The sequence below is a fragment of the Campylobacter concisus genome (assembly GCF_002913945.1).
In the GTDB taxonomy this organism is placed as follows: Bacteria; Campylobacterota; Campylobacteria; order Campylobacterales; family Campylobacteraceae; genus Campylobacter_A; species Campylobacter_A concisus_P.
This window is the reverse complement of the sequence record NZ_POZK01000035.1, coordinates 143,598-169,982: the sequence shown is the minus strand read 5'-3', so window position 1 is coordinate 169,982 and position 26,385 is coordinate 143,598. Positions and strand designations below refer to the sequence as shown.

The window sequence follows — 26,385 nt, the reverse complement described above, 5'->3', positions numbered from 1 at the left end:
TTTGAGATATTTTTTAGCGTTTTTTATTGCGATATTTATCTGCGGGTGTGGTTATAAGCCGGTTTCAAAGATCACACATGATCTAGTTGGCGATAAAATTTACGTTGATGTGATTATCAGCAAAGAAGAGCCAAAAAATAGTGTCTGGATAAAAGACGCCGTAAAAGAGGGTATGGTCGCAAGGCTACATAAAAATTTATCAAGCAAAGAGAGTGCTGATACTTCGATAATAGTTTCAGTTAATAATTTAAGCTATGAAGCAATTATTTATGATGAGTTTGGCTACATTACGTCGTATAAAGCACATTTAAGCTTAAATTATAAGACTAAATTTAAAGATGGTAGCGTGGTTGATATTCCAGCCACTGGCGAGTATGACTTTAGTGTCGCAAGACGTCAAAAAGATGTAAGATTTGCTGACAGCATTCTTAGTGATACTCAAAAATACGAAGCTATCAAAGAGGCATCAAAAGAGGCCTTTGATGAGTATATCGCAAGTTTAGCGGTAAAAGGATATAGAAATGGCAGCAGTAACCGTTAGTCAAATAGTCAAGGAAGCCTTAAATGAGATCAAAGATCGTCATTTGATGCTAACGCCAGAGAATTACACTGAAGTCTATAATGAAATTTCTAAAAAATATGGCTTTACAACAGAAGAGAGTAAAAAGATAGAAAAATATATCTCAAGGCTTGGTGATGAATATAAAAATCAAGCCCTAAGCCTTCATATAAAGACGGTCGATGAGTTTGTCGCTTTTATGACCGCCAGGCTCTCTAGAGGTGCTCAACAAGGAGCAAGCCTTATGGCTGATGATAAAAAACTACAATCACTAAACGCATTTGCTAGAAGAATTCTTCAAGCTATCTCAATGCTTCACAATAAAGATGCAAAAAGCTTAGCAGAGCAAAGTATGCAGTTACTTGCTAGAAGATATGATGAGAAAAATCTTGAAGAGATGTGCCTTAGATGGTTTGATTTTGTTAGCTCGTACGACACTGAATTTTTAGAATTTTTGAAATATTATGGTGTTAGAAATTTTGATGATTTAAAGACAATGAGTTCTGAACTTGAGAAATTTCTTACACAAAAAGATGAAGATGACGAAGAGGATGTTTTGATTCAGCTTTTAAGCCTTACTCTTGAGCCTTCTATTACAAAGGATCTTGATGAAGAGCTTAGCACAATAAGAAGTACTTTGAAGCAAAATCCTAAAACCTTAAATAGCAAAGAATTTCAAGAAAAGGTAAAGGCATTTGTTGATCGCAGAATAGAAGAAGATAGAACGGAGATCATAGAAAAAGTTGGTTCGCTAAATAATGTCTTGCAAAATATAAGCGAGAGAATTTCTGATATTGCAGTTAGCTCACAAAGTAGTTCTGATAAAGTTAAAAGCATCAAAAATGATCTAAAAAATGTAAATTTAAATACAAATAGTATCGATCAAGTAAGAAGCATGCTTATTGAGATCGCTGGTGCTTTGGAGATCGAGAGCAAAGAGCTTGGTATCGAGATGCACAATAGGCAAGCTACTATCTTAGAGCTTCAAAATAGAGTGAACAGCCTTGAAAAAGAGCTTGAGGAAGCCAAGCTGGAGAGCAAAGAAGACTTTTTGACAAAAGTATCTACTAAGCGTGCTTTGATGAACGAGATTCAACGCATTGAAGAGGCATATAAACGCTATGGGACTGATTATTCTATCTGCTTTGTTGATATTGACTTTTTCAAAAGCATAAACGATACTTATGGGCATGAGGCTGGAGATGTTATTCTTTCAGCGGTAGCTCAAGTACTTAAGAAAAACGCTAGAAAGGTTGATTTCGTTGGTAGATATGGCGGTGAAGAATTTGTAATCTTACTTCCAAGCACTGGCTTAAAAGATAGTGTTAAATTTGGGGATAAGCTAAGAAGTATGATAGAAAATTTCAAATTTATCTATAAAAATGAGCGTATCAAGGTTACTATAAGCTCCGGCATAGCGACAAGAAGTGCAAATTTAAGTGAGACGATGACACTTGAGGCTGCTGATAAGATGCTTTATCTCTCAAAAGAAAATGGTAGAAATCAAGTAATGCCAAAGATAATCGAGGAAAAATGAGCCTAGCTAAATTTCTTGATGGCAAACCACTTTACTACAAAGAGATTGATTATGGTAGGATTATTAGAGCGTATGCGACTATAAAAGAGCACATAAAGCCATTTAAGATTATTCACATAATAGGCACAAATGGCAAAGGTAGCACTGGCCGCTTTTTAGCACAAATTTTAAGCCAAAATGGCGCAAAAGTAGGGCACTACACGAGCCCTCATATATTTAAGTTTAATGAGCGATTTTGGCTAAATGGTGAGGTCGCTAGCGATGAAATTTTAGAGGCAGCTCATGAGCGTTTGCAAGGACTTTTAAGCGACGAGTACAAGGTAAAAACGAGCTATTTTGAGTATATGACGCTGCTTTCTGCCGTGCTTTTTGAGGGTTGTGACTACTTTGTCTGTGAGGCTGGTATGGGTGGTGTGCTTGATGCGACAAATGTCTTTGAAAAAGAGTTAAGCATTTTTACGCCTATTGGGCTTGATCACACGGCAGTTCTTGGGGATAGTTTGGAAGAAATCTCACGTACGAAATTTGAGGCTATGGGTAAAAGAGCTATTTTAAATGACGAAATGAACGATACAAGTATCGCTATCGCAAAAGAGATCGCAAGTGAAAAAGGCTCCACTTTAAGCTTCCCAAGAGAAATTTTAACCAAAGAAAATTTAAACGAGATCGCAAACTATGCAAATAAATTTAATCTGCCAGAGTTTTTGCGCTCAAATTTAACTCTAGCCTACGCTGCGGCTAAAATTTTAGATAGCAGCATAGATATCAAAAAGCTGGGTGCTCTTACGCTTCGAGGCAGATGCGAAAAGATCGCTTCAAATTTATACGTTGATGTCGGTCACAACGAGCTTGGCGCAAAGGCTGTTGCTAAGAAATTTAGCCAAGGTGAGTTTACCGGCAAAAAGCTTACCTTGGTATATAATTCGTTCTTGGATAAAGATTTCAAAGCGGTTTTGGCAGCTTTAAAGCCAGTCGTTGAGGATGTGCTGCTTTATCACTATCACTGCGAGGGTAGGGAGCTTGGCGGAGAGCTCATAAATAAAGCGTTAAACGAGCTTAAAATTTCGCATAGAGAGTTTGAGTCAAGCGATATGAACGATATAAAAGAGGCAAAAAACGGCAAAATTTACCTAGCATTTGGCTCGTTTCACTTAGCCGAAGCCTTTTTAAAAGAGTACTATGCAAGCAAAGGTCTATGAGTATCTTCTAACACACGCCCCACAAATTCTCATCTGCGAAGATGATAAAGAGGCGGCACTTTGCGCTGATGCGGCCAGTTTTGCTGGCTTTAGCGCTTTTAAATTACCTGATTTTAGAGCTAAAAAGGGCGATGATCTAAGAAGTTTTAACGAAGAGCTTTTTGAAATTTCATCCGTGCTTAGCAAATACTATAAATTTGATGGCAAAAAGATCATCATAAGCCCATTTAGCACGCTTTTAAACCCACTTCCAACACAAAAAAATCTAGAGAGCTCAACAATCAAGATAAAAGATAATCTAAATTTAAGCGAATTTGCCGACTTGCTCATACGCTTTGGCTACGAGTGCGTCGATATCGTTGAGAGCGTTGGCGAGTTTAGCATTCGTGGCGAAGTCATTGACATTTACGGCGTAAATATGGACGATCCTGTTAGGATTTTGCTCTTTGGCGATGAGGTGGAGAGCATTAGAAACTACAACACCGCCACACAAATTAGCAACAAAGCCGAGCTAAGCGAAGCCGAGATAGTTCCTTTTATCGCAAATTTGAGCAAAGATGAGTTTGAAAAAGTTAGCCAAAAGATCGAGGATATGCAAAGCGACGCTTTAGTGAGCGATCTAAATTCGCTTGGATTTTGGGCGATAGATAGCTTTAGTGACTACTTAAAAGTTTTTGACTCAAGGCTTGTTAAAAAGATCGATTTTGAAATTTATGATGTGGCTGAGGAGAAATTTAAGGGCATTGAAATTTTACCTGAGCCAAAGGTCTATAAAGACCTAGAAGTTACTTTAAATTTTGACTTTTTTGAGCTAAATAAGAGCAAAAGCATAACCGTTCTTTCAAGAAATGAGGGACTTTTTAAGGGCTATGAGCTTGATGGTTTTGCAAATGTAAAGCTTGAAATTTCGCCCCTTGTAGTAAATTTAACCTCAAGCGCTAAGATCGTAGTTTCTCTTAATAAATTTGAGAAAAAAAGGCGAGTTAAGCGCTCAAGCCTCGTGGTGGATGAGCTAAAAGTAAATGACTACGTCGTGCATGAAGACTATGGTATAGGACGTTTTTTGGGCCTTGAAAAGATCAAGGTTTTGGGCGCGACGAAAGAATTTGTGGTTATTGCCTACCAAAATGACGACAAGCTTCTTTTGCCAGTTGAACATCTAAATCTGATAGACCGCTATATCGCGCAAAATGGCTCTATGGCGGTACTTGATCGCTTAGGCAAGGCAAATTTTGCCAAGATAAAAGAAAAGGTTAGAGAAAAACTCTTTGCAATCGCTTCAAAGATAGTTGCGATGGCGGCAAAAAGAGAGCTTGTGGCTGGTAAAATTTTGCAAAAAGAAGACATCTCTTATCTAAATTTTGTCCAAGACGCTGGCTTTTCATACACAAGTGATCAGCAAAAAGCAGTAAATGATATAAAAGATGAGCTAAAAAGTGGCAAGGTGATGGATAGGCTGCTTAGCGGTGATGTTGGCTTTGGCAAGACTGAAGTTGCGATGAACGCCATATTTACCTGCATAAAATCAGGCTTTAGTGCGTTTTTCTTCGTGCCAACGACGCTTCTTAGCTCGCAGCACTACAAGACGCTAAGCCAAAGATTTAGCAAATTTGGCATAAAGGTCTTTAGACTGGATCGCTTCTCAAGTGCTAAAGAAAAATCAAGCCTTCAAAAAGCGCTAAAAGAAAATGAGCCAATAGTTTGCGTGGGTACACATGCACTTCTTGGTGTAAAGGCTGAGAATTTAGGGCTTATCGTCGTTGATGAAGAGCATAAATTTGGCGTTAAACAAAAAGAGCAGTTAAAAGAAATTTCTCAAAATTCACACATCTTAAGCATGAGTGCCACTCCTATACCAAGAAGCCTAAATATGGCGCTTAGTAAGATAAAAACATATAGCATTTTAGCCACTCCGCCAAGCTCAAGGCTGGATGTGAGAACAAGTGTCAGAGAGTGGGACGAGAAGGTCGTCAAAGAGGCGATCATGCGTGAGCTAAGACGTGGCGGGCAGACCTTTTACATTCACAACCACATCGCAGACATCGAGCAGACAGCAAATGAGCTAAGAAAAATTTTGCCAAAGCTTAGGATTTTGATACTTCACTCAAAGGTAAATGCAAAAGTCGCTGAAGATGAGATGATGAAATTTGAGCAGGGCGAATATGGCTTGCTACTTTGCACCAGCATCGTTGAAAGCGGCATTCATTTGCCAAATGCAAACACTATAATCGTAGAAAATGCCAATAAATTTGGCATGGCTGACTTGCATCAGCTCCGCGGACGCGTGGGTAGAAGCGATAAGCAGGCCTACTGCTACTTTTTGGTGGAAGATAAAGATGCTATTAGTAAAGACGCGCTAAAACGACTTGTGGCACTCGAGGGCAACTCATTTTTGGGCGCTGGCTCAGTGTTAGCATATCACGACCTTGAGATAAGAGGTGGTGGCAACATCATCGGCGAGGCGCAAAGCGGCCACATCGAGGCTATCGGCTACTCGCTATATCTAAAAATGCTAGAAGATGAGATAAACAAGCTTCTTAATCAAGACTCCGCAAAGCTTGATAAGATCGATCTAAAGCTTAGTGTGAGCGCCTTTTTAAATCAAGAATTTATAAGAGAAGATAGGCTAAGGCTTGAAATTTACAGGCGCCTTAGCAAGTGCAAAGAGGTCGCTGAGGTCTATGAGATACAAAGCGAGCTTGAGGATAGATTTGGCAAGATAGATACATTTACAAAGCAGTTTTTAGACCTTATCATCATCAAAATTTTAGCTCTAAAAGCTGGCATAAAGACGATCTCAAATAGCGAACAAAACATACTAATAACAAAAAATGATGATGAGAAGATCAGGCTAAAGTCACATAGCAAGGATGATGACGATGTTTTGGCTGAAATTTTGGTCTATCTAAGAAAGGATAAGAAGTGATAGATTGGGGTGTGAAGTACGCAGCGATTTATAAAAGTACAAAAGGGATGTTAAAGCCGGTTGAGGATATCGATTTTGTCGATATCGACTCGCTTTATGGGCTAGAGAAACAAAAAGAAATTTTGCTAAAAAATACTCTAAATTTTATAGAAGGTAAAGATGCAAATCACGTGCTTCTTTGGGGCGAGAGAGGATGTGGCAAGTCAAGCCTTGTAAGGGCTATTTTTACTAAATTTTATAAAGCTGGACTTCGCATAATCGAGCTTGGATGTGAAGATCTAAAATACCTTGGCGACATCATCGACGATATTAGAAAAAGTGAGTTTAAATTTATTATTTTCTGTGATGATCTAAGCTTTGAAAATGGTAGCAATGAGTATAAATTTCTAAAACCTATAATGGACGGCTCTATCCAAAAGCCGCCAAAAAACGTACTTTTATACGCTACATCAAATCGTAGACATTTAATAAGCGAGTTTAAAAGTGAAAATGAAAACTCAGAGCTAATTGACGGCGAAATCCACTACAGCGACGCAGCTCAGGAGAAAATTTCTCTCTCAGATCGCTTTGGTCTTTGGATCAGCTTTTATCAAGGCAACTACGACGAGTATCTAAAAATGGTTGATTTTTATTTCAAAGACTACGCAGGCAACAAAGATGAGCTTCGTACGCTTGCTAAAAATTTTGCCACGCTAAGAGCTAGCAGAAGTGGCAGGACTGCAAAGCAGTTTTATCTCACATTTAAAGAAAATTTAAAATGAGATCAACTGATCTGTTTTTAGCTCTGCTAAATCACAAAAAGAGAAATTTTGATGAGCTAAAATGGCCAGGTGAGGGTACTTTTGAGGTTATTTTAGGTGCTATTTTGGTGCAAAATGCGAACTGGAAAAACGTAGAAAAAGCACTAAATAACCTAAAAAACGCCGGCAAAGATAGTCTAGACGCTATCTGTGCACTTGAAAATATTGATCTTGCCACGCTCATAAAACCAAGTGGTTTTTACAACACAAAGGCAAAGCGGCTAAAAACGCTTTGTCTAGCCATAAAAAACGAGTTTGGCGATTTTGAAAATTTTAAAGAAAATGCCAGTCGCGAGTGGCTAATAAACGTAAAAGGTGTTGGTGCTGAGACTTGCGACTCGATACTAGCATACGCCTGCGGCAAGCCATACATGGTTGTCGATGCTTACGTACTTAGGATAATGGCGTATTTTGACTATAATTTTGAGTGCTACGACGAGGCGGCTGAGTGGCTTAGCTCGCTTGATTATGATGAAATTTATAAATTTCTTGATAGCTCAAAATTTGATGAAGTTGAAATTTTAAAGCTCTATCATGCTCTTGTTTTGGAGTTCTGCAAAGAGAATTTCAAAGGTAAAATCTTAAGCCAAAATGGTCAAAAAATATTAAGTAACATTAAAAATTAAACTACTAATATGTAACAACTCTTTATAAATTTGCCAAAGATTGGGGCTTTTTATAATCTATTTTAAAATTCTGTGCTAAATTTACACAAAATTTATCTTATTTAATTTAGGAGGAGTGATGGTTTACGATAACATCGTTAAAACGATTGGTAATACACCTATCGTAAAGGTAAAAACAGGTACTGATGAAGCCGAAATTTACGTAAAACTAGAGTTTTTTAACCCAGGTGGCTCTGTAAAAGATAGGATCGCATTTAATATGATAACCAAAATGCTAGCTGACGGTACGCTAAAACATGGCGATACGATCGTTGAGCCAACGAGCGGAAATACTGGCATTGGTGTAGCGATGTGCGGTGCTGCACTTGGTTTTAAAGTGATACTTTGCATGCCAGAGAGCATGAGTATCGAAAGACGCAAAATAGTGGCTGCTTATGGCGCACAGCTTGAGCTTACTCCAGCGTCTGGTGGTATGAAAGCAGCGATCGCAAGAGCTACAGAGCTAGCAGCTCAGCCAAATCACGTAATGCTAAGCCAGTTTGAAAATAAGTATAACCCACAAGCTCACGAACTAACAACAGCAGCTGAAATTGTAGCTGATTTTAGTAAGCTTGATGCATTTGTAGCTGGCGTTGGTACAGGTGGTACAATAAGTGGCGTAGCAAAAGTTCTAAAAGAACAAGGCTATGACACTAAGATCATCGCAGTAGAGCCTGAAGCATCGCCGGTTTTAAGTGGTGGCAACCCAGGGCCGCATAAAATTCAAGGCATTGGAGCCGGATTTTTACCAAATACTATGAATATGAGCCTAGTTAGTGAAGTAGAAAAAGTGAGCAACGATGATGCGCTAAACGCAGCTAGAGCAATCGCTAAAAGTGATGGACTCATGATAGGTATAAGCGGTGGTGCTGCTTACGTGGCTGCAAAAAGAGTGGCTAAAAGACTTGGCGCTGGTAAAAAAGTACTTTTCATAGCTCCAGATAACGGCGAGAGATACCTAAGTACAGAGCTTTACGGAGCATAAAAATATGTTGGAGAGTCTAAAGGAGCTAGTTCAAACTGTTCGTGAAAAAGACCCATCGGTACATAAGTGTTGCTTTTTGGCAATACTTATAAACACTCCTGGTATTCATGCGGTTTTGTTTCATAAAATTTCTCATTTTTTATATAAAAAAGAGTATTTTTTTCTAGCTAGACTCATCTCGCAAATTGCAAGATTTTTAACGGGCATCGAGATCCATCCTGGAGCAAAGATCGGCAAGAGATTTTTCATAGATCATGGTATGGGTGTGGTTATCGGTGAGACAGCTGAGATAGGCGATGATGTAATGATGTATCATCAAGTAACGCTTGGAGGCACCGGAAAAGAATGTGGCAAAAGACATCCGACTGTAAGAAATGGTGTGACTATCGCAGCTGGCTCGAAAATACTAGGTGCCATAACGGTCGGTGAAAATGCTAAGATCGGCGCAAACTCAGTTGTGTTAAAAAATGTCCCAGCAAACGCGACAGTCGTTGGTATACCAGCAAGAATAGTTCGAGTAAATGGGACAAAATTTGAACCAGAGTTTATTATCTAATCTCAAAGATTAGATAAATTTATTCTTACTTTTTATGCTTTAAAATTTGAGCATAAATTTCGTCTTTTAGTTTTAACTTTTCTTTCTTTAAATTATCGATTTCAGATGGTTTTGCTAGATTCTCATCTATTTTTTTATTTAGCTCATCATGTTTTTTGCAAAGAGTAGCAAAACGAGCATCGGTTTTCTTTAGCTCATTTATAAGGTCTGTATATTCATGTAACATATCGGCTCCTATAAAAATTTGAGAAATTTTATCAAGACTTTGTAAATGCTTGGATATAAAAAAGGTGCCAAGCCATTGCTTAAATTTTTAAAAAGAATGAGTAGAAAAATTTATTTTATACGTATTTAAATTCTTCAGGTTTGTGTTTGCTTTTTACAACGCGCTTGGTTAGACGTATTCCATCAACGGTACCGATAACTAAAAGCTTTGATCCTGTTCCTACTAATGTATCGCCATTTGGCATTGGTACAAAATTATTATTTATATCTCTAATGCCTACTATGTCTGCATTTGTTATATTTCGTAGATGAGTTTCCTTTAATCTTTTAAATCTTATCCAAGAGTAATCAGGCACAAGAATTTCTTCTATATCGATAGGTGAATTTTTTGTATACAAAAACTGCTCTAATAAATTTTCCATATCTGGCCTTACGCTCATAGCACTTAACCGCTGCGCGACTAAGCGAGATGGGCTTACTACATTGTCAGCGCCTAATTTTTTTAATCTTTGCGTATCGTCTTCTGTCTCTGCATTTGTGATGATATGATAAGGCTTTCTACGACCTATCTCTTTTTCATAAAGTCTTACAGATGCTATAAGGGCGATGTTATCAGCAATATTTGAGCTAAGAGTTATAAGTCCTTTTGCGCTTGATAGATGTGTTTTCAAAAAGGCAATTTGTGTATGTGGCTGAGCTTTTATGAAATATGGATATTTATAAATTTGAGCTAGCTCTGCGATATCTTCTCTGTCATCGACCACTACAAAAGGTATATGATTTTCACGAAATTGAGCACTAAGTTCGATTGTGTATAGATTGTGATAACAAATAACGAAGTGATTTTTTAGTCTTGCGATCCTATAAAGCATGCGTCGTTCCTTTAAAATGCTAATTAATGTGCCTCTTTTTAAAACCTCAACCACAATACCAATCGATAGTGTAAATATAATAAAACCAATAAGTATAAACGTGATAGTAAAAATTCTGCCCTTTGGAGTTATTGGAGCAACTTCGGTAAAACCAACTGTTGTAAAAGTCATGCCAGCTTGGTAAAAGGCATCTATTAGCGAGAAATTATCTATTAAGACATAACCTAATGTTCCAAAAAGTAACAGTAATACGACTGAAATTAGTGGAAATCTAAAAGGTTTTAATTGTTCGTAAAGCTCAGTATCTAGGCTTATTTCTGGTTTTGTAGAGTTTGACCAGTTGAGGAATTTTAAAAGTCTTGAGAGAAAAGACATAAATTCCTCTTCATTTTATATTCTTAGTTTGATTGTTTCTTCATCGTTCTTAGAGTAGAAGCAGCAACTTTTATCTTTCTTGTAGTACCATCTTCTAGTGTAACGCGAATCGTTCTAAGATTTGGCAAGAATCTTCTTTTAGTTTTATTGTTAGCGTGGCTCACATTGTTGCCTATCATCGGTCCTTTGCCTGTTATCGCACATCTTTTTGACATTTTTTTTTCCTTATAAACAAAAATTTCTGCTGATTTTATCTAAAACAAACAAAAGTAATGCTTAAATAGATTCTTTTTTAAAAGAATTGATTTTTATTAATAATCTAGATAAAATAACGCCTTTGCCTATAATTATAAATAGCAAAAATATTTAGAAATCTTGAGTGATACAAAATGCTTAGTAAAGAGTTGATCGAAAAAAATGTTGATTTTGTTTTACAGATGCCAACTCTTTTTGAAAAGATTGAGCACTTTTTGTTAGCTGGTAATGTAACTGAGGCAGTTGCTACTTTGCAAAATATAGCATCTTTTAAAACTTATTTTAGCTCCATTTTTAAGCGTGCAAAATTTGATATTCCTTATGATGGTAATGATTTGGTAGTAATAGCAAATATGCTTGGCGTTGATACTTTTAGAGCGATAGTGCTTTCTTATTTTATATTTTTAAAATCCCCAAAAATTTATAAGGTATTTAATTTTAAAATCGTCGATTTGATCGAGCTTAATGCTAAAATTTTATCAGATTGGCTAAAGATATTAAACTCTTTTAAAGAAAAGCACTATAACTATTTATCGCTTGCTTCGTATTCTATGGCCTGTATTATAGTGTGTGAGAATTTATTTTCGAAATTTCCATCTTGCATGTCAGACGTTATTTCGTATTCTGACGTAAGCTATAATAAAATTTTGCAAAAAAAATATGGCTTTAGTCTTTGGGATATTTTTTTAAAAGCGATGAATATAAACAAACAATCATTAAGCAAGATTGATAAAGAGATGCTTTGTTTTTTTGAGATTTTGCTCTCTTATGAGTCCAGTAGGCCTGAATTTTATGATTTTGGAGTTGATAAAATTTTAGATATCAATATTTATCCAGAGATGCAAACCATTATATTTATTAAAAAAGCTCTACAAAAATGAAATTAACTTTTAATGGTTCTATGGCAATTATAAGGCCTTTTGGTTTTTTGGAAGCAGAGAATATTCCATTAAAATTAAGTGAAAAATATATAAACCAAATTTTATCGCGTGATATCAGCGCTATACTGCTCTCACTAAAAAATGTTACATTTTTTAGCCCTATTTGGCTTGGTAGAGTAATTGAAAATTTAAGCGAAGAAGCGCAAAAGCATGGCATAGTATTTGCGATTTGCGATTACAATGAAATTTTTTATGAATTGATGATGAAAACAGTTAAGAATATTTTAAATATTTCAATGTTTGAAAGTGAAAATATCGCAAGCTTGTTTTTAAATAAATTTCTAAACAACGCAAATGACAAAGTTTTCATTTACAACTCAACTGAGCAGTATAAGCACTATTTGGCTAATTATCTCAAAAATCGCTCATTTGATGTGGTTGAGGCTAGAGATGCGACCGAGTTTAATAAAAAAAAGAATTTATATAGTTATGCAGTATCACAGCTAAATCATGTGAGATTAAGACAAAATCAGATAGATACTTTTATAAAAGATGGTGTCGTTATTTATGCCATAAAAAGTTTTATGGACTCAGATTTTATTGAAGATTTTGATATGTCAGCTCATGACATTATGCTAAAAATCGGATATAAATTTTTTATTTTATGGGTAAATATTTCTGGCGCTTTAAATATAAGGGGTGCAAAATTTCTAATCAAACTTGCTAGCATTAGCAAAAGATCAGGTGCATTTATTTCGCTTTGTGGCATAAACGAATCAAATTTATCTATTGAATTAATAACGTACCTTAAAGATGCAAATATATTTATCTATAAAAATTTAAATGACTTTTACAAAGATGACACTATTTTTTATCTTAAAAAAAGAGACTTTGATGCGGAGCCAGTAGATATCAACAAGAGTGTTGTTCAAATTTCATCTTATGTGACGCAAATTGGGAGCAAAATTATCTCACAGTTAGCAGAAGAAGAAATTTTGTGCGTTGATACCAAAGTTAGTGCGCTTGACATAGAGGATGAGTGCGATTACTTGCGTATTTGTGTTCAGTATTATGGTGATATTTACGCAAGAGTGCTATTTGGTGTAAAAAAAGATAAATTAGACAAAATTTGCTCTATTTTTATGCCTGAAGGCGATGATTCAAATGATTATTTAAGTGGATATTCTCAAATTTTTAGTATCATTACGGATAAATTTTTGACTCATCTTTGGCAAAAAGGCATAAAAGCAAAAGTTAGCTTGCCTAAAATTTTATCCGATGATGTTTTTTTCGATCACAATAGTGTAGGCATCATGAATAGACTAGATGTAAAAGATGACGAAATAGGCTTTGTATTTGTAACCAAGTGAGGAGAAGAAATGTACGTTGCACCTAGTATTTTATCGGCTGATTTTGGAAATTTGGCAGCTGAGATAAGAGCCATTTGTGAGGCTGGGTGTGATCTGGTGCATGTTGATGTTATGGATGGGCATTTTGTGCCAAATTTAACCATCGGACCAGTCGTGGTAAATGCCGTTGCAAAAGCAGCCACGAAGCCACTTGATATACATTTGATGGTTGAAAATAACTCATTTTTTGCCGACCTTTTCTTACCGCTAAAGCCAAAATTTTTAACCTTTCACATCGAAGAGGAGAAACACCCATTAAGGCTCATCGATCACATTAGAAAAAACGGCGTTGGCCCTGGCATCGTGTTAAATCCGCATACGCCAGTTAGTGCGATCGAGCATATCATAGATGAAGTCGATATAGTGCTTTTAATGAGCGTAAATCCTGGCTTTGGCGGTCAGAAATTTATGCCAGTCGTGCTTGAAAAAACAAGGGCGCTACGAGAGCTGATAGAACGAAAAAATGCTAAGTGTCTTATCGAAGTGGACGGTGGCGTAAACGGACTAAATGCGCCTGATCTTGAGGAGGCCGGAGCTGATATTTTGGTGGCTGGCAACTACATCTTCTCATCAAATTCTTACGAACAAGCCATTCGCGCCATAAAGCTTGAGTTTTGAAACCAAAAAAACAGCGTTTAGAAAATAGCATAGAAATTTTAGCTAGGCAAAATTTAGGCTATCATGAGTTTATTTTAAGATTTAGTGATATCGAAGAAATTTCGTCGCTCATTGACGTGCGAGACCTTGATATGTGGCGAACTCTTGGGCTTGACATCACTAGAAATGAAGAGAATGAGATCGAGCTTGGCACGAGATTTAGAGATATTAGCGAGCAGGAATTTTGCGTGGTTGATATCGAAACGACTGGTGGTACGACGAGCGGACAGATTATTGAAATCGGTGCAATAAAAATGAAAGATGGTGTTGAGATAGGGCGTTTTGAAAGCTTTGTGGCAGCTAATGTGGTGCCTGAAAATATCATCGAGCTAACCGGTATAAAGACGAGCGATCTAGTTGGTGCGCCAAATTTATTAAGTGTGCTTGAGCGGTTTAAAATTTTTCTAGGAACTAGCGTCTTTATCGCCCATAACGTAAATTTTGACTATGGCTTTATCTCTCACAGCCTAAATGAGATCGGCCTTGGTATGCTGCTAAATAGGAAGCTTTGCACCATCGATCTTAGTCGCCGCACTATCGCTTCGCAAAAATACGGACTTGGCTCGCTAAAAGAGCTTCTTGGCATAAATAATACCCACCACAGAGCCCTAAATGATGCAATAGCTGCAGCTGAAATTTTTAAAGTTTGCCTCACACGCCTACCTTTTAGTATCCAAACGACAGAGGATCTCATAAGCTTTAGCAAAACAGCTCCAAGCGTGAAGCTAAAACCTGAACCAGTTTTATGTGCGAATTAGCAATAAAAAATTATCCACAATCCTAAATTTAATCATTAATTTCTATGCGATCTTTGTTTTTAAAGGATTATGGGTAGTTTTGCTAAAAATTTATAAAAAAGGAGGCAAATGAGCCAGAAAAATTTAGTTTCAAATTTTATCTCAGCTGACGATGAGATGCTCGCTTTTTTATCAAATTTTAGTAATAAGTGGTGCGTGAGTAACGATGGGGCGAAATTTATAGAGCAAAATTTTACCTTTATCGGCTCAAAGCCAGTTTTGCAAAATTTAAAAGGTTACAAAACGGCTGAATATAAAAATTTTACCGACATTGAAAAATTTCTCAGCTCAGATCCAAGTATCAAAAGTAAAATTTTAAGTGATGATATAAACTATATCGGCGACAACTTAACAAATATAGAGATTAAATTTGCGCCTGAGTATTTTTATGATTTTTTAAAATTTATAGTTGAAAATATCCCAGAACATCACTATTTTTGTGGTCCCAAGGAGGGCTGGATATTATTCATTGCGATGGAGGGATATGTGGAATTTGGTGTTTTGCACCAATAAATTTATTTTTAAGCAGTTGTCTAAAATTGTCAATAAAAACAAAACGTGAAAGAAAAATTATTCGTAAAAATTCTTAGAATTAACAAAAAACTGAGCTTGCATCCTAACACCGCTTGCTGCTAGCAAAATTTAATCAATTTTTTTATATAATCCCTATTTTTCACAAAGGCAAAAAGATGGATAGAAAATCTTGGAGTTCAAGGCTCACATACATTTTAGCTGTTGCAGGAGCTACGGTCGGCTTTGGTGCGACGTGGCGTTTTCCGTATTTGGTCGGACAAAACGGTGGTGGTGCTTATGTTTTGATATTTTGCATAGCAATGATTGTCATAGGGATTCCTATGATTTTAGTTGAAAACGCGATCGGTAGACGCCTAAAATGCAACGCTGTGGATGCTTTTGGTGGATCGATAAATGGCAAAAAAATCAGCAAAAAGTGGCAGATCGTTGGCTGGATGGGGCTTGTTGGTGCTTTTGGTATCATGGCTTACTATATGGTTATTGGTGGCTGGGTGCTAAACTACATCGCCCAAATTTCATTTGGCTTGCTTGACCTATCACATGTGGTTAGTTTTGAGGAGACAAGTGCATTTTATGAACAAAATATCGTAAGTAATCCACTTGCTATAAGCTTTGCGACACTTGTTTTTGTGCTAGTTAATTACGCTATTTTGGTGCAAGGCGCGGTCGGCGGTATCGAGCGATCAGCAAAATTTTTAATGCCTCTGCTTTTTATTTTAATGCTTATTATGATCGCTAAAAATATCACGCTTGATGGTGCAATAGAGGGCGTAAAATTTTACTTGACACCTAACTTTTCAAAGATAAACTTAAAGCTTTTCGTTGATGTTTTGGGACAGGTATTTTTTGCGCTCTCGCTTGGATTTGGTGTGATGATCACTCTTTCTAGCTTTGTGAAAAAGGATGAGGGTTTGGTTAAAATTTCTATCATTACAGGCATTTTAAATACGGTAATTGCCGTGCTTGCAGGATTTATGATTTTTCCTTCTCTTTTTAGCTATGGTGTATCGCCAGATAGTGGCCCAAGTTTGGTATTTAAATCACTACCAATTGTTTTTTCTCACATGCCATTTGGTGGTTTTTTCGCGGTTGCATTTTTTATACTATTAATGATCGCTGCACTTACGACATCACTACCAATATATGAAGTAATAATCACGACACTTCAAGAAAAATTTAAGATAAAACGCAAAAAGGCAATATTTTTAGTCCTTGGAGGCATATTTGTTTTAGGAAATTTACCTTCGCTGATGGCCACAAACATACTAAGTCACGTAAGCATTTTTGGTAAGAATATTTTTGATGCATATGATGCAATAAGTGCAACGATATTTTTTGTATTTACTTCATTTGGTTGTGCAATATTTGTAGGTTGGGTGCTAAAAGATGATGCAAAAAAAGAAATTTTGCAAGGTAGTGAAAAGCATGCAAAACTAATAAATATCTGGTTTTGGTATATCAAATTTGTCGTGCCGTTTATTATTTTGGTGCTTTTTATCAGCTCGTTTTACGATAATTTTTTAAAGTAAATTTGATGAAAAATCTCGTAAATTTAGCTAACGGCGACCGCCTAAATTTGCGCGTAGAGGGTCAAATTTTAGTTAGCGAGAGCGCCAAAAACGGCAAAACTAGGCAGACGCAAAAGGAGTTTGCGAGTGCGGGCGAGGCACAAAAAGCTTACGTAAAAAAGGAGTGGGAGAGCCTGAAGAAAGGCTACGTCATGCAAAATGCTGGCGCAAAAGCCGGCGAGGCGAGTTTGCATGTCTATATCGGCGGCGGATATACGGGCGCGCTAGCCTTTGCGGGCGTAGGCGATGAGTTTTTCGTCTATAAATGCGGCGACTACAAAGAAGAGGACTCGGTAGATTTTCTAACTAGGCTGGGCGCAGACGGAGCGATAAGAGGCGATATCGTCCTGCCAAAACCGCTTGCGTGGCACGCGGAGCGCGCGAGCGAAAATTTGCTACTGGACTTAGATCACGATATTTTTAAATTTAACCCTCAAACGGGCGAATTTACAAACGTCTTTAAAAAGCTAAAAATAAAAAGAAACGGCGATATTACAAGCTTTATCTGCGCGTCCGGCAAGACGGCGGCATTTGCGGCTTACGGTCAAATTTATCTTTTAAAAGACGGGGATTTTTCGTCTCTTGGCAAATACAAAACGGACTCGGGCTGCGGAGCTGCGTTTTGCGTAGCGTTTAGCACGGACGGCGCAAAGCTAGCTCTAAGCTGCAAACAAAACGAGATCAAAATTTTAAACGCTCTAAACGGAGAAATTTTAAATGAGATAAAAGAGGCCTTCGGTGCGCTTAGCGACATTTGCTTTTTAAATGACGGCTCGCTGCTAGGCAGGGAGTATTATGGGGGCGGCCTAGTCTATTTTGACGCCGCAGGCTCGCGGCAAACTCCCGCGTGGTTGCGGGGCGAATGCGCCAAGGCCCAGAAAATTAGCGTTAGCGCAGATGGCTCTCGACTCGCGCTAATTAGCTACGACAAAGCCCGTATCATCGATCTAAAAAGCGGAAATTTGCAGCTTAGCTTTGGACTCTCGTACGTCGTGAAGCGCTGCGAGGCGAAATTCGAGCGCATAAACGGCGAGGAATTTTTGGCCGTGCGCACCGACTACGGTTGCTTTAGCCTTTATAAAATTTAAGGAAAGATATGTTTTATTTTTTACTTGGTATTTACTTTTTTTACGTTGCGGTAAAGGCGATTTTGGCGATTTTGCAGATAGGCTTTATCCGTGCGGAGGCCAAAAAGCCCGCCGTAGTTTTGCCTCAAAGCGAGTACGAAACCGCCGCCGCCGCAGCGATAAGCAATCAAAAATTTGAGATAGCAAGCCTTTTTTATCACGCCGCGATATTTATGATGTGGGCTTGCTGGGGGCTTGGCGCGATATCGGGGCATGCCTATAAAACGGGAGATATAGGCGATAACGTCTTTATGGTTATGGTATTTTTGCTCGTTTCGTCGCTGCTAGAACTACCGCTAAATATCTACGAAACCTTCGTCAAAGATAAAAAGCTCGGCTTTTCAAACGTAACGCCTAAAATTTTTGCGCTTGACCTGCTTAAAACGCTCGCGCTAACGCTAGTTTTTGGCACGCTATTTGTGTGGCTGGTACTGCTTTGCATTAGATTTTTGGGCGATTTTTGGTGGTTTTGGGCGTTTTTGCTTAGCTTCGCGGTCGCGCTTGTTATAAATCTCATCTACCCGACGCTCATCGCGCCTATCTTTAACAAAATGCAGCCGCTAGAAGAGGGCGAGCTAAAAAGCCGTATAGAAGGGCTTTTAGCGCAGTGCGGGTTTAAAAGTAGCGGCGTTTTTACGATAGACGCCAGCAAGCGCGATAACCGCTTAAACGCCTATTTCGGCGGCCTTGGCGCGACTAAACGCGTGGTGCTTTTCGACACGCTCGTTAAAAAACTAAGCTTAGAGGAGATAATCGCCGTTTTGGGGCATGAGCTGGGGCACTTTAAGCACAAAGATATCCTAAAAATGATAGCTCTAAGCGCGGTTATGCTTTTTGCGATGTTTTTGATATTCGGCAATATCCCAGACGCGGCGTATCAAGCGCTTGGGCTTCATAGCGGAGGCGGCGGAACGATCGTATTTTTGCTACTTTTTTCGCCGATTTTCGGGTTTTTATTTTCGCCGATTAGCTCGTATTTTAGCCGCGCGAACGAATTTGGCGCCGATAAATTCGCGGGCGACGTCTCAAATAAAGCCGACATGATAAGCGCGCTAAAAAAGCTAGGCAGCGAAAACAAGGCATTCCCGAAGGCTCATCCGCTCTATGCGTTCGTCTATCACTCGCACCCAAGCCTTTTTGAGCGTATAAACGAGCTGGAAAATGAAAATTGAAGAGGCTCTTAAAGAGGCTAGTTTAAGACTAAGCTCACTTTGTCAAAATCCAAGCAGAGTCGCTAAAATTTTGCTTATGAACTATCTTGATGTAAGCATTGAATGGATATTTTTAAATCAAAAAAATGAATTTGATGAGAGCGGCTATTTTGCTCTAGTTAAAAGGTATGAAAACTACGAGCCTCTTGAATATATAACTGGTAAAGCTAGCTTTTATGGGCTTGATTTTTACGTGGAAAGCGGAGTGTTGATCCCAAGACCTGAAACAGAAATTTTAGTGGATAAAGTAATAGAAATTTCACGCGAATATAATGAACCAAAGATCGCAGAAATAGGCACAGGAAGCGGCATTATTAGTATCATGCTAGCTCTAAAAACAAAGGCAAATATCGTAGCGACAGACATCAACGAAAAAGCTTTGATGCTTGCTAAAAAAAATGCAGATAAATTTGATGTAGGTGGGAGGATCAAATTTTTAAACTGCTCTTATGTGGATGAAATTTTAGAAGATATTGATATTTTGGTTTCAAATCCGCCATATATTGCAAGAGGCTATAAACTTAGTAAATTTGTACTAAATGAGCCAGAAAGTGCGCTCTTTGGAGGTGAAGTAGGAGATGAAATCTTAAAAGACATTATTCTTATAGCAAAAGATCGTAATATCAAAAACGTTGCTTGTGAGATGGGGTACGATCAAAAAGCAAGTATGCAAAAATTCTTAGAGGCCAATGGTTTTGAGTATAGTTTTTACAAAGATTTGGCTGGCTTTGATAGAGGCTTTTGCGCGAAGTTAAAAATATAAAGGAGATAGTTTGAGAGGAGTTTATTTTTTGCTTTTGGCAGTACTTATAGGAGCTGAGCTAACGCTTGGTATCTTGGTGGCGCCAGTCATATTTTTCCCGCAAAGTATCATAGGAGATGGCGTACTTACGCATTTTATGAGCGGTCAAATGATGACAAAGATATTTTTGAAATTTAATTATATTTTGCTTTTTGTAAGCATAGTTGTAATGATTGGTGAGCTATTTGATCTTAGAAAAAAGCTTATTTTTTCACTAAAATTTAGCATGTTAATGCTTGCTTTTTTAAATTTGGCTTTAGCTTTTAGCTTTGTATTTTTCTTTACGCCTTTTATAGTTTATGCTCAAAATTTGGGTATTGACGCGACACAGACGGCTGAATTTGCCAAAATGCATAGCGCGAGTGAATATGTGATGAAAATCATGCTTGTTTTACAAATCATTTTATTTTTTGTGAAATTTAAGATTAGCCAAAATGAACGCAAAGCCTGATATTCAAGTTTTAACAAATTTTCTAGCCGAATACACGAGTGCGATGGTGAGCGCTGGTACCTACACCGCACGCGTAGAAAAGTGCGTAGACCGCATAGCTAAACACTACGGCTACGACGTTAGCGTGACGATTTTCGTGAAGTATTTTACGATTAGCGTCATGGACTCGGCCGACAACTCCCTGCGCCGAACTTACGTAAAAAAGATCCCGTTTGGTCATGTGAGTTTTAGCCGTATTTCCGAGCTTTCGTCGCTTAGCTGGCGGATTTTGGATGAAAATTTAAGCTTAAACGAGGCAAAAGAGCAGTTTGAGGGCGTCATGCGCATCGGGGCGAATAAATTTACAAGCTCGCTTATTTTGATCAGCCTTGCAAATGCGGCGTTTTGCAGGCTTTTTGGCGGCGACGCGGGCTCAGTCGTATGCGTATTTTTCGCGACGCTTGTTGGATATAGCCTTAAATTCGCGCTTGCTAAAATTGGCGTAAATTTAAAAATCCAATACGTTTTGGTCTCATTCGTCGTCTCTTTTATCGCTTATCTTGGCGTATTTTACGGCTTTACGCACACTAGCGACGTGGCGATCGGCTCGTCGATACTCTTCTTGATGCCGGGCGTTTTTCTCATAAACTCGGTCTTTGATATCATAAACGACAACACGCTTGTAGGCATCAGCAGGGCCGTGAGTACGGGCATTTTGATACTTTGCATAGCGGTTGGCGTCTATATTACGCTCTCGCTTAGCAATGCGGAGATTTTACATGTTTGAGCTTTTGACCGCGACTCTCATAGACGGCGCTTTTGCGGCGGTGGCGGGGCTCGGTTTTGCCTACGCTAGCTCTCCGCCAAAAAGGACTCTCGCATTTTGCGCGCTGCTTGCGGCATTTGCGCACGCTAGCCGCTTTTGGATCATGCAGATGGGATTTTTTAACATCAGCGTCGCCACTCTCATAGTATCATTTTTAAGCGGGGTTTTAGGTATGCTCTTTGCCAAACGGCTAAAAGTGCCCGCCGAGATCATCGCATTTCCCGCGCTTTTGCCGATGGTGCCTGGAGTCTATGCGTATAAAGGCATTTTGGCGCTGTTTTCGTTTCTAAACGAGACTGATATCGCTAAGAAAAACGAATACCTAATCATATTTTTCGATAACGCGATCACGACTACGACGGTCTCGCTAGCTCTAGGCGTCGGGGTTTCGGTGGTGCTTATTTTATTTTACGATCAGTCTTTGATGATTACTCGCGGCGCCAAGTGCGATCTGACAACGAGAAAGACGCGCAGATAATTTTAACTTTGGCATAGAAATTTGTATGTCTTTTTGATAGTTTTTATTATTTTGCTAGATATTTTCTCAATTTTGCCGATATAGCTTAAAACTAAATTTTAAAAGGATTTATGATGTTAAGCGGTATCGGTGGGTTTTCTAGTGTTGCTAAAAATTTTCAGCTAAATGAAAAACATAGCATAAAGAGTCAAATCATATATAAAAATGAAATCTCACAGCTAGATACGGTCGAGCACAAATTTAACGAAGTTTTAGGCTATAAAGTAGGTGCGGACGGATATTTTACGTCCGAATTTAACGAAGCCGCAGGTATCCCAAAGGACTACAAAATCCACTCAGATACCTTAAAATCGCTCGTGAACGTAAATACTAATTCGGGAATTTTAAAAGCCGATTTTAAAAACATAGATATAGCCAAAACAGTCGGCAATGCATATAAAATTTTATCCCAAGTAGTCGGTGAGGACGTTTTAAATTCCAAAGAAAGTTTTAGCAAAGAAGACCTTGCCAAATTTCCTCAAGGATACGAATACGACAATAAAACGCTCAAGGTATTAAAGCTTCATAGCAAAATATCAGACTATATGGGAGCCGATAGTAGCTTTCAAAGAAATGAACGAACTAGCATAACGACTACTTTTTATAATAGCTCCACGATCGGTTACTACTCAGAGCATAAGAGATTAAAACCATCTACCGATATATTAAACAGCAACAGCGGCGGCAAAGAGGATATAAACAGCGGGATGTATTTTGATACTACAAAAGACAAATATACTGGTAAAGACGGCAATATAACCAAAGGCGGGCTTTTGGTCGGCATTTTAAACAAAAATAGTCACGCCATAGAAGGTGAAACCACCTATCACGGCAAGATTAACGGGCTAGATAAAAACATATCCTCACAAGAGTACCAAGCAAAAATTAAAGCCTTTACCGACTTGCATGGACATAAATACGATAAATACTCGCAATCTTTAGTGGATTCATTGCCTCAAGATTTAAAAGATTTCGTAGATTTTGCAAGGAGTTTAAAATTTGTCGGCGAGATAAACGTCAGTGACAACGGCAAAGAATCAAAAAGCCTCTTTGAAATAATGCAAGAGGATATGAAAGAGGCGCAAAAACGCCTAGAAAAGCTAATCGAGCAAGAAAAGCGAACGCAAAAGATGCTGGATAAAAACAGAAAATACGACAAAGAGCTAGAGCAAAATACTAGAAAAAATTTAGAAGAACTTGAGGCGATAATGAAATTTAACGCTAAGGGCGTGGATATAAAGGCTTAAAAGGATTAATATGATAAGCGGCGTAAACGGATTTAACGCAAATGTAAATTATGATTTTAGTAGCTCTCATGGGCAAAATTTAAAGTTGCGCGACTAAAAAGAGGCGGATATAATGGGTCTTTTAAGAAAAATCAGTAAAATGTGCCTTAATCTAAAAGCCTAAGGAGTGGCTGTGAAAATACGAATCTACTACGAAGATACCGATGCTGGTGGCATAGTCTATCATACAAACTACATTAAATTTTGTGAGCGAGCCAGAAGTGAAGCATTTTTTCAGGCTGGGCTAGATTTTACAAAAGAGGGCGGATACTTTGTAGTTTCGTCGCTGGAGGCTAAATTTATAGCTTCTGCTGTGCTTGGAGATGAAATTTTTGTGCGAAGCAAGGTATTGGAGATTAAAAAAGCTAGTCTTGTTTTGGAGCAAGAAATTTATAAATTTGATGACAAAAATGCCGAAAAACTACTTTTTAGAGCGACGATTACGTTAGCCTTTATGAAAGAAGAGAGACTTGCAAAGATAAATGATGAGATAAAGAAATTTTTGGAGAATTCTAAATTTTAGATCGTGGCTAAGTTTAGAAATTTAACTTTAGCCACTTTGTGCTTTTACATTGAGCTATTTTAATCGAGCAAAATTTCTTGATTTGCTTCGTCAAAGTGGTCGCCTTTTGCGTTATAAATTTTAACTCCATATAAAACTTGTGAGTTTTCAACTCTTTCGGTAAAAATTCTATCAGCACTTTTATCTATAAAATTTGTATATATATACTCGGCACCAAAAGCACTTGAATAGCCGATTTGCGAATATCTAAAATCTACATCAAAAAGATCACCAAGCCCCAAAAATAAGTCGTTAATAGGATTTAATGAGTTTGCAATGAAAAGATTTTGTCTATCTCTTTGTGCGATGGCATTAAAGATATTTGGTAAAAAATTTATCTGTGTGCTTAAAAGTGCGTATGGTTTTATCTCAAAGCCCCTCATCTGCGTTGCTACAAGAGAAGCTTTGACGATTGGGATGTTTAAAAATATACTTGCATTATCAAACTTAGATTTTTTACTTAAAGTATCGTTTAAATTTATATCTTTGCCTACGATAGAGGCTTCATGATAATCGCTACTTTGCATGCGGACATATTCATTTAGCTTTTGCCCTAATGAACTACCATCGTCAAATGCAACTATCTTTTCGTTCGAGTAAGCTAGTAAAGCTGAAATTTGCTCTTTATAATCAATGCCACCAAAGATCAAATTTGGTTTTGGATTTATGATAAAAGAGCTATGAACGCTTGGAATGTAGATAAGCTCATTTGATAGAACTAGCGAATTCATAATGTTTGCACCATTTGATGTAAGGGCTGCGATAAAATAATTAAAGCCTTGGGCTCTAGCCGTTTGCATAGCATTTGTAAGACTTTGTGGGCTTTCATCGTTGCTATTTATAAATTTGATCTCAACATCTGCGTCTTGCTTTAAGACATAGCTTAAGACCGCATTTGATACAACATTTGCATAAGATTTTATAATCTTTTGTGGGATGATTACAGCGATTTTACCGCTTTTATTAACTTTTAAAATAGCTTCACCACCAAGAGAGATATAAAGCTCTAAAAGAGTGTTATCATCTATTTTTGCTGGCTCAAATCTTGCCATAAAACTAGCCAGTAAATCAGACTTAATAAGCTCATTTAAGCAGGCATTATCACAAAATTCTGGTTCTAAATTTATATAAGTAATCTTTGCTGGAGGTATACTTGATAGACTTTGGTTTTTTGTAATATTACTCTCAAAATTTATCTCATCTTGTGATGCAAAAATAGTCGAAAAAATGGCTAAAAAAAGTAAAATTTTTCTCATATCACTCCTTTGATCTTTCTTAAATCATCTATAAAAATATTTTCAAAACTAGGATTTTTGCTGATCCACTCTGGCGAAAACGTTGGTAAAATAAGGCTATTTTCATTTTTTAAAATACTACCTCTTATGCTTGCAAATCCGCCTTTTAGCAATAAATTTGGATATAAATACATAAAGGCTTTCTCTCCTAAAGTCACGATTATCTTTGGTTTTATCAGCCTAATCTCTTCAAGCAAATAAGGACGACAAAGCTCGATAGAGCGGCTTAAAATCGGACTTTTATCATCATTTTGCGAAATTTCACAACGAATTAGAGAGCTTATATAAATTTCTTTTATATCTAAATTTAAACTTTTTTCTATGGCATTTTCTAAAAATTTTTTACTGTTATTTTCATAAGAGCCACTTTTTTTAGAAAATAATATAAACATGATTTTGCTATTTTCATTGCCGATGCCAGCTGTTACGCCTTTTGAACTATTTCGCAAAGAGCAAAGAGAACATTTTTTTACTTCGCGGTTTAGCTCATCAATATTGTTGTAATCATGATAATTACTTAGACTAAGAAAATTTTTATCAATAAACTTATATCCAATTTGTTTTAAGAAAAATAATTTTTTTAAAAGCCTATTGTCTTTATTAAAATTCATTTTTGGATTATAACTTGATTTGCTTAAAGTTTGAGTTATGGCTTTTTAAGCTAAGTTATTCAAAGGAATTTAAGTATTGCTTTGATAAAATCCCACTTTTTATATTAACTTTAAGGATAGAAATGAAAAGGACTTATCAACCTCATAAAACCCCTAAAAAACGCACTCACGGCTTTCGCTTAAGAATGAAAACTAAAAATGGCCGAAAGGTAATAAACGCTAGACGTGCCAAAGGTAGAAAAAGATTGGCTGCTTAGCTGGTTTTGAGTCGTTAAGCGGCTCAAAAGAATTCTCTCAAGTTTATAAAGAGGCTAGCAAGTGGCATTGTGATGCTTGCATTGTTTTTTATAAACCAACAAATGAAAAAAAAATAGCAGTAGTTGCTAGTAAAAAAGTAGGAAAAGCGGTAGTTAGAAATAGAGCTAAAAGACTTTTGAGAGCCGCTTTTTTTAACATTTCTAGTGAATTAAAAGATGGCACATATATTATGATCGCAAAAAATGGAATTACAGAGATTTCATTTGAAAAAATTTGTAAAAATTTAAGTTGGTCTACAAAAAAAATGGGATGTTTAAAATGAAAAAAATTGCGATTAAAGCTATCGCTTTTTATCAAAAATATATTTCCATACTTCTACCAAAAAGCTGTCGCTATTACCCGACTTGTTCACAATACGCGATTTGGGAATTTCAAACAAATAGTTTTTTTTCTGCTTTTTTTGCAACCTTCATGCGAATTTTAAAATGTAATCAGCTTTTTAAAGGCGGTATCAATTACCCAATCATCTACAAAAAATTTAACTTATGTTTTATATCTCAAAAAAGTGATACCAAAAATATAAATTTTTGGTTTGTCCCTTGTCAGAATAGTAAATTTTATGTCGTAAAAGTATTAGATAAATTAAAGGAAAAAAAATAA

The 26,385-nt window shown here is 37.2% G+C and carries 30 protein-coding genes; 25 read left to right on the top strand and 5 right to left on the bottom strand.

The genetic code is table 11. The features are described from left to right. The first annotated feature begins 1 nt into the window (after position 1). The 8 genes from lptE to epsC all read left to right on the top strand — a co-directional run bounded on the left by lptE (position 2) and on the right by epsC (position 9,227). The gene (lptE, locus tag CYP64_RS08495) at positions 2-541 is read left to right on the top strand and encodes an LPS assembly lipoprotein LptE (RefSeq protein ID WP_103649415.1); all 540 of its coding nucleotides are present in this window, start codon (positions 2-4) and stop codon (positions 539-541) included. Next, the gene (locus CYP64_RS08490; RefSeq protein WP_103649414.1) at positions 522-2,096 is read left to right on the top strand and encodes a GGDEF domain-containing protein; all 1,575 of its coding nucleotides are present in this window, start codon (positions 522-524) and stop codon (positions 2,094-2,096) included. Before lptE ends, CYP64_RS08490 begins: the two co-directional genes overlap by 20 nt. After that, a complete protein-coding gene (locus tag CYP64_RS08485) occupies positions 2,093-3,295 on the top strand; it encodes a Mur ligase family protein (RefSeq protein ID WP_103649413.1) in 1,203 nt (400 codons plus the stop codon). Before CYP64_RS08490 ends, CYP64_RS08485 begins: the two co-directional genes overlap by 4 nt. Continuing rightward, positions 3,276-6,221 carry a transcription-repair coupling factor gene (mfd, locus tag CYP64_RS08480; protein WP_103649412.1) on the top strand — a complete coding sequence of 982 codons (2,946 nt, stop codon included), beginning with the start codon at positions 3,276-3,278 and terminating at the stop codon, positions 6,219-6,221. Before CYP64_RS08485 ends, mfd begins: the two co-directional genes overlap by 20 nt. Next, complete coding sequence (locus tag CYP64_RS08475) at positions 6,218-6,982, top strand: ATP-binding protein (RefSeq protein ID WP_103649411.1); 765 nt, start codon at positions 6,218-6,220, stop codon at positions 6,980-6,982. The genes mfd and CYP64_RS08475 overlap by 4 nt, the downstream gene beginning before the upstream one ends. Further along, entirely contained in the window at positions 6,979-7,647 is a 669-nt protein-coding gene (locus CYP64_RS08470) for an endonuclease III domain-containing protein (protein WP_103649410.1), read from the top strand. Before CYP64_RS08475 ends, CYP64_RS08470 begins: the two co-directional genes overlap by 4 nt. A gap of 118 nt (positions 7,648-7,765) precedes the next feature. Next, positions 7,766-8,671, top strand: coding sequence for a cysteine synthase A (gene cysK, locus CYP64_RS08465; RefSeq protein WP_103649409.1), 906 nt, complete (start codon positions 7,766-7,768; stop codon positions 8,669-8,671). Positions 8,672-8,675: 4 nt separating this feature from the next. Then, positions 8,676-9,227, top strand: a complete 552-nt coding sequence (gene epsC, locus CYP64_RS08460) for a serine O-acetyltransferase EpsC (RefSeq protein ID WP_103649408.1) — start codon at positions 8,676-8,678, stop codon at positions 9,225-9,227. 25 nt (positions 9,228-9,252) lie between these two features. Here the strand turns inward: epsC and CYP64_RS08455 are convergent, their stop codons facing one another. The 3 genes from CYP64_RS08455 to rpmB form a co-directional block, all read right to left on the bottom strand. Then, positions 9,253-9,453, bottom strand: coding sequence for a YdcH family protein (locus CYP64_RS08455; protein ID WP_103649407.1), 201 nt, complete (start codon positions 9,451-9,453; stop codon positions 9,253-9,255). A 115-nt stretch (positions 9,454-9,568) separates the two neighbouring features. After that, positions 9,569-10,699: a potassium channel family protein gene (locus CYP64_RS08450; RefSeq protein ID WP_021090478.1), complete on the bottom strand. Its 1,131-nt coding sequence runs from the start codon at positions 10,697-10,699 to the stop codon at positions 9,569-9,571. Positions 10,700-10,722: 23 nt separating this feature from the next. Further along, positions 10,723-10,914: a 50S ribosomal protein L28 gene (gene rpmB / locus CYP64_RS08445; RefSeq protein WP_021090707.1), complete on the bottom strand. Its 192-nt coding sequence runs from the start codon at positions 10,912-10,914 to the stop codon at positions 10,723-10,725. A 174-nt stretch (positions 10,915-11,088) separates the two neighbouring features. On the opposite strand from rpmB, the gene CYP64_RS08440 reads away from it, so the two are divergent. The 14 genes from CYP64_RS08440 (at position 11,089) to CYP64_RS08375 (ending at position 23,522) form a co-directional block, all read left to right on the top strand. Beyond that, positions 11,089-11,835, top strand: coding sequence for a hypothetical protein (locus CYP64_RS08440; RefSeq protein ID WP_103649406.1), 747 nt, complete (start codon positions 11,089-11,091; stop codon positions 11,833-11,835). A gap of 47 nt (positions 11,836-11,882) precedes the next feature. Further along, positions 11,883-13,205: a hypothetical protein gene (locus CYP64_RS08435; protein WP_181001711.1), complete on the top strand. Its 1,323-nt coding sequence runs from the start codon at positions 11,883-11,885 to the stop codon at positions 13,203-13,205. 9 nt (positions 13,206-13,214) lie between these two features. Continuing rightward, positions 13,215-13,862, top strand: a complete 648-nt coding sequence (gene rpe, locus CYP64_RS08430; protein ID WP_103649404.1) for a ribulose-phosphate 3-epimerase — start codon at positions 13,215-13,217, stop codon at positions 13,860-13,862. After that, on the top strand, positions 13,859-14,659 hold the full coding sequence (locus tag CYP64_RS08425; RefSeq protein ID WP_103649403.1) for a 3'-5' exonuclease: 801 nt from the start codon (positions 13,859-13,861) through the stop codon (positions 14,657-14,659). Before rpe ends, CYP64_RS08425 begins: the two co-directional genes overlap by 4 nt. A 108-nt stretch (positions 14,660-14,767) precedes the next feature. Next, on the top strand, positions 14,768-15,211 hold the full coding sequence (locus CYP64_RS08420) for a hypothetical protein (RefSeq protein ID WP_103649402.1): 444 nt from the start codon (positions 14,768-14,770) through the stop codon (positions 15,209-15,211). A 176-nt stretch (positions 15,212-15,387) separates the two neighbouring features. Beyond that, on the top strand, positions 15,388-16,761 hold the full coding sequence (locus CYP64_RS08415) for a sodium-dependent transporter (RefSeq protein WP_103649401.1): 1,374 nt from the start codon (positions 15,388-15,390) through the stop codon (positions 16,759-16,761). A gap of 5 nt (positions 16,762-16,766) precedes the next feature. Beyond that, positions 16,767-17,888: a hypothetical protein gene (locus tag CYP64_RS08410; protein ID WP_103649400.1), complete on the top strand. Its 1,122-nt coding sequence runs from the start codon at positions 16,767-16,769 to the stop codon at positions 17,886-17,888. A gap of 8 nt (positions 17,889-17,896) precedes the next feature. Then, positions 17,897-19,099: a M48 family metallopeptidase gene (locus tag CYP64_RS08405; RefSeq protein ID WP_103649399.1), complete on the top strand. Its 1,203-nt coding sequence runs from the start codon at positions 17,897-17,899 to the stop codon at positions 19,097-19,099. Then, on the top strand, positions 19,089-19,901 hold the full coding sequence (prmC, locus tag CYP64_RS08400; protein WP_103624076.1) for a peptide chain release factor N(5)-glutamine methyltransferase: 813 nt from the start codon (positions 19,089-19,091) through the stop codon (positions 19,899-19,901). Before CYP64_RS08405 ends, prmC begins: the two co-directional genes overlap by 11 nt. A 10-nt stretch (positions 19,902-19,911) precedes the next feature. Further along, complete coding sequence (locus tag CYP64_RS08395; protein WP_103649398.1) at positions 19,912-20,391, top strand: DUF4149 domain-containing protein; 480 nt, start codon at positions 19,912-19,914, stop codon at positions 20,389-20,391. Continuing rightward, positions 20,375-21,157 (top strand): threonine/serine ThrE exporter family protein, encoded by a 783-nt coding sequence (locus CYP64_RS08390; protein WP_103649397.1) that lies wholly within the window; start codon positions 20,375-20,377, stop codon positions 21,155-21,157. Before CYP64_RS08395 ends, CYP64_RS08390 begins: the two co-directional genes overlap by 17 nt. Beyond that, a complete protein-coding gene (locus CYP64_RS08385) occupies positions 21,150-21,674 on the top strand; it encodes a threonine/serine exporter family protein (protein ID WP_103649396.1) in 525 nt (174 codons plus the stop codon). Before CYP64_RS08390 ends, CYP64_RS08385 begins: the two co-directional genes overlap by 8 nt. A 113-nt stretch (positions 21,675-21,787) precedes the next feature. Continuing rightward, complete coding sequence (locus CYP64_RS08380; RefSeq protein WP_103649395.1) at positions 21,788-22,960, top strand: Cj0814 family flagellar-dependent secreted protein; 1,173 nt, start codon at positions 21,788-21,790, stop codon at positions 22,958-22,960. Positions 22,961-23,132: 172 nt separating this feature from the next. Next, the gene (locus CYP64_RS08375) at positions 23,133-23,522 is read left to right on the top strand and encodes a YbgC/FadM family acyl-CoA thioesterase (protein ID WP_103628942.1); all 390 of its coding nucleotides are present in this window, start codon (positions 23,133-23,135) and stop codon (positions 23,520-23,522) included. A 59-nt stretch (positions 23,523-23,581) separates the two neighbouring features. Here CYP64_RS08375 and CYP64_RS08370 read toward each other — a convergent pair whose 3' ends face one another. Beyond that, positions 23,582-24,817, bottom strand: a complete 1,236-nt coding sequence (locus CYP64_RS08370) for a hypothetical protein (protein WP_103649394.1) — start codon at positions 24,815-24,817, stop codon at positions 23,582-23,584. Then, entirely contained in the window at positions 24,814-25,467 is a 654-nt protein-coding gene (locus tag CYP64_RS08365) for a uracil-DNA glycosylase (RefSeq protein ID WP_103649393.1), read from the bottom strand. The genes CYP64_RS08370 and CYP64_RS08365 overlap by 4 nt, the downstream gene beginning before the upstream one ends. A 122-nt stretch (positions 25,468-25,589) precedes the next feature. Between CYP64_RS08365 and rpmH the strand changes: the two genes are divergently transcribed. Genes rpmH through yidD form a run of 3 tightly spaced genes read left to right on the top strand, consistent with a single transcriptional unit; the run spans position 25,590 to position 26,385 of the window. Next, a complete protein-coding gene (gene rpmH, locus CYP64_RS08360) occupies positions 25,590-25,724 on the top strand; it encodes a 50S ribosomal protein L34 (protein WP_002940373.1) in 135 nt (44 codons plus the stop codon). After that, positions 25,712-26,047, top strand: coding sequence for a ribonuclease P protein component (gene rnpA / locus CYP64_RS08355; protein WP_072594909.1), 336 nt, complete (start codon positions 25,712-25,714; stop codon positions 26,045-26,047). The genes rpmH and rnpA overlap by 13 nt, the downstream gene beginning before the upstream one ends. Continuing rightward, on the top strand, positions 26,044-26,385 hold the full coding sequence (yidD, locus tag CYP64_RS08350) for a membrane protein insertion efficiency factor YidD (protein WP_103649392.1): 342 nt from the start codon (positions 26,044-26,046) through the stop codon (positions 26,383-26,385). Before rnpA ends, yidD begins: the two co-directional genes overlap by 4 nt.

Bases quoted from the DNA above. Each gene is read 5' to 3' on its own strand.
- CYP64_RS08490 (WP_103649414.1), top strand. From the start codon at position 522: ATGGCAGCAGTAACCGTTAGTCAAATAGTCAAGGAAGCCTTAAATGAG.
- CYP64_RS08485 (WP_103649413.1), top strand. From the start codon at position 2,093: ATGAGCCTAGCTAAATTTCTTGATGGCAAACCACTTTACTACAAAGAG.
- mfd (WP_103649412.1), top strand. From the start codon at position 3,276: ATGCAAGCAAAGGTCTATGAGTATCTTCTAACACACGCCCCACAAATT.
- CYP64_RS08470 (WP_103649410.1), top strand. From the start codon at position 6,979: ATGAGATCAACTGATCTGTTTTTAGCTCTGCTAAATCACAAAAAGAGA.
- cysK (WP_103649409.1), top strand. From the start codon at position 7,766: ATGGTTTACGATAACATCGTTAAAACGATTGGTAATACACCTATCGTA.
- epsC (WP_103649408.1), top strand. From the start codon at position 8,676: ATGTTGGAGAGTCTAAAGGAGCTAGTTCAAACTGTTCGTGAAAAAGAC.
- CYP64_RS08455 (WP_103649407.1), bottom strand. From the start codon at position 9,453: ATGTTACATGAATATACAGACCTTATAAATGAGCTAAAGAAAACCGAT.
- CYP64_RS08450 (WP_021090478.1), bottom strand. From the start codon at position 10,699: ATGTCTTTTCTCTCAAGACTTTTAAAATTCCTCAACTGGTCAAACTCT.
- rpmB (WP_021090707.1), bottom strand. From the start codon at position 10,914: ATGTCAAAAAGATGTGCGATAACAGGCAAAGGACCGATGATAGGCAAC.
- CYP64_RS08440 (WP_103649406.1), top strand. From the start codon at position 11,089: ATGCTTAGTAAAGAGTTGATCGAAAAAAATGTTGATTTTGTTTTACAG.
- rpe (WP_103649404.1), top strand. From the start codon at position 13,215: ATGTACGTTGCACCTAGTATTTTATCGGCTGATTTTGGAAATTTGGCA.
- CYP64_RS08420 (WP_103649402.1), top strand. From the start codon at position 14,768: ATGAGCCAGAAAAATTTAGTTTCAAATTTTATCTCAGCTGACGATGAG.
- CYP64_RS08415 (WP_103649401.1), top strand. From the start codon at position 15,388: ATGGATAGAAAATCTTGGAGTTCAAGGCTCACATACATTTTAGCTGTT.
- CYP64_RS08410 (WP_103649400.1), top strand. From the start codon at position 16,767: ATGAAAAATCTCGTAAATTTAGCTAACGGCGACCGCCTAAATTTGCGC.
- CYP64_RS08405 (WP_103649399.1), top strand. From the start codon at position 17,897: ATGTTTTATTTTTTACTTGGTATTTACTTTTTTTACGTTGCGGTAAAG.
- prmC (WP_103624076.1), top strand. From the start codon at position 19,089: ATGAAAATTGAAGAGGCTCTTAAAGAGGCTAGTTTAAGACTAAGCTCA.
- CYP64_RS08390 (WP_103649397.1), top strand. From the start codon at position 20,375: ATGAACGCAAAGCCTGATATTCAAGTTTTAACAAATTTTCTAGCCGAA.
- CYP64_RS08385 (WP_103649396.1), top strand. From the start codon at position 21,150: ATGTTTGAGCTTTTGACCGCGACTCTCATAGACGGCGCTTTTGCGGCG.
- CYP64_RS08380 (WP_103649395.1), top strand. From the start codon at position 21,788: ATGTTAAGCGGTATCGGTGGGTTTTCTAGTGTTGCTAAAAATTTTCAG.
- CYP64_RS08370 (WP_103649394.1), bottom strand. From the start codon at position 24,817: ATGAGAAAAATTTTACTTTTTTTAGCCATTTTTTCGACTATTTTTGCA.
- CYP64_RS08365 (WP_103649393.1), bottom strand. From the start codon at position 25,467: ATGAATTTTAATAAAGACAATAGGCTTTTAAAAAAATTATTTTTCTTA.
- rpmH (WP_002940373.1), top strand. From the start codon at position 25,590: ATGAAAAGGACTTATCAACCTCATAAAACCCCTAAAAAACGCACTCAC.
- yidD (WP_103649392.1), top strand. From the start codon at position 26,044: ATGAAAAAAATTGCGATTAAAGCTATCGCTTTTTATCAAAAATATATT.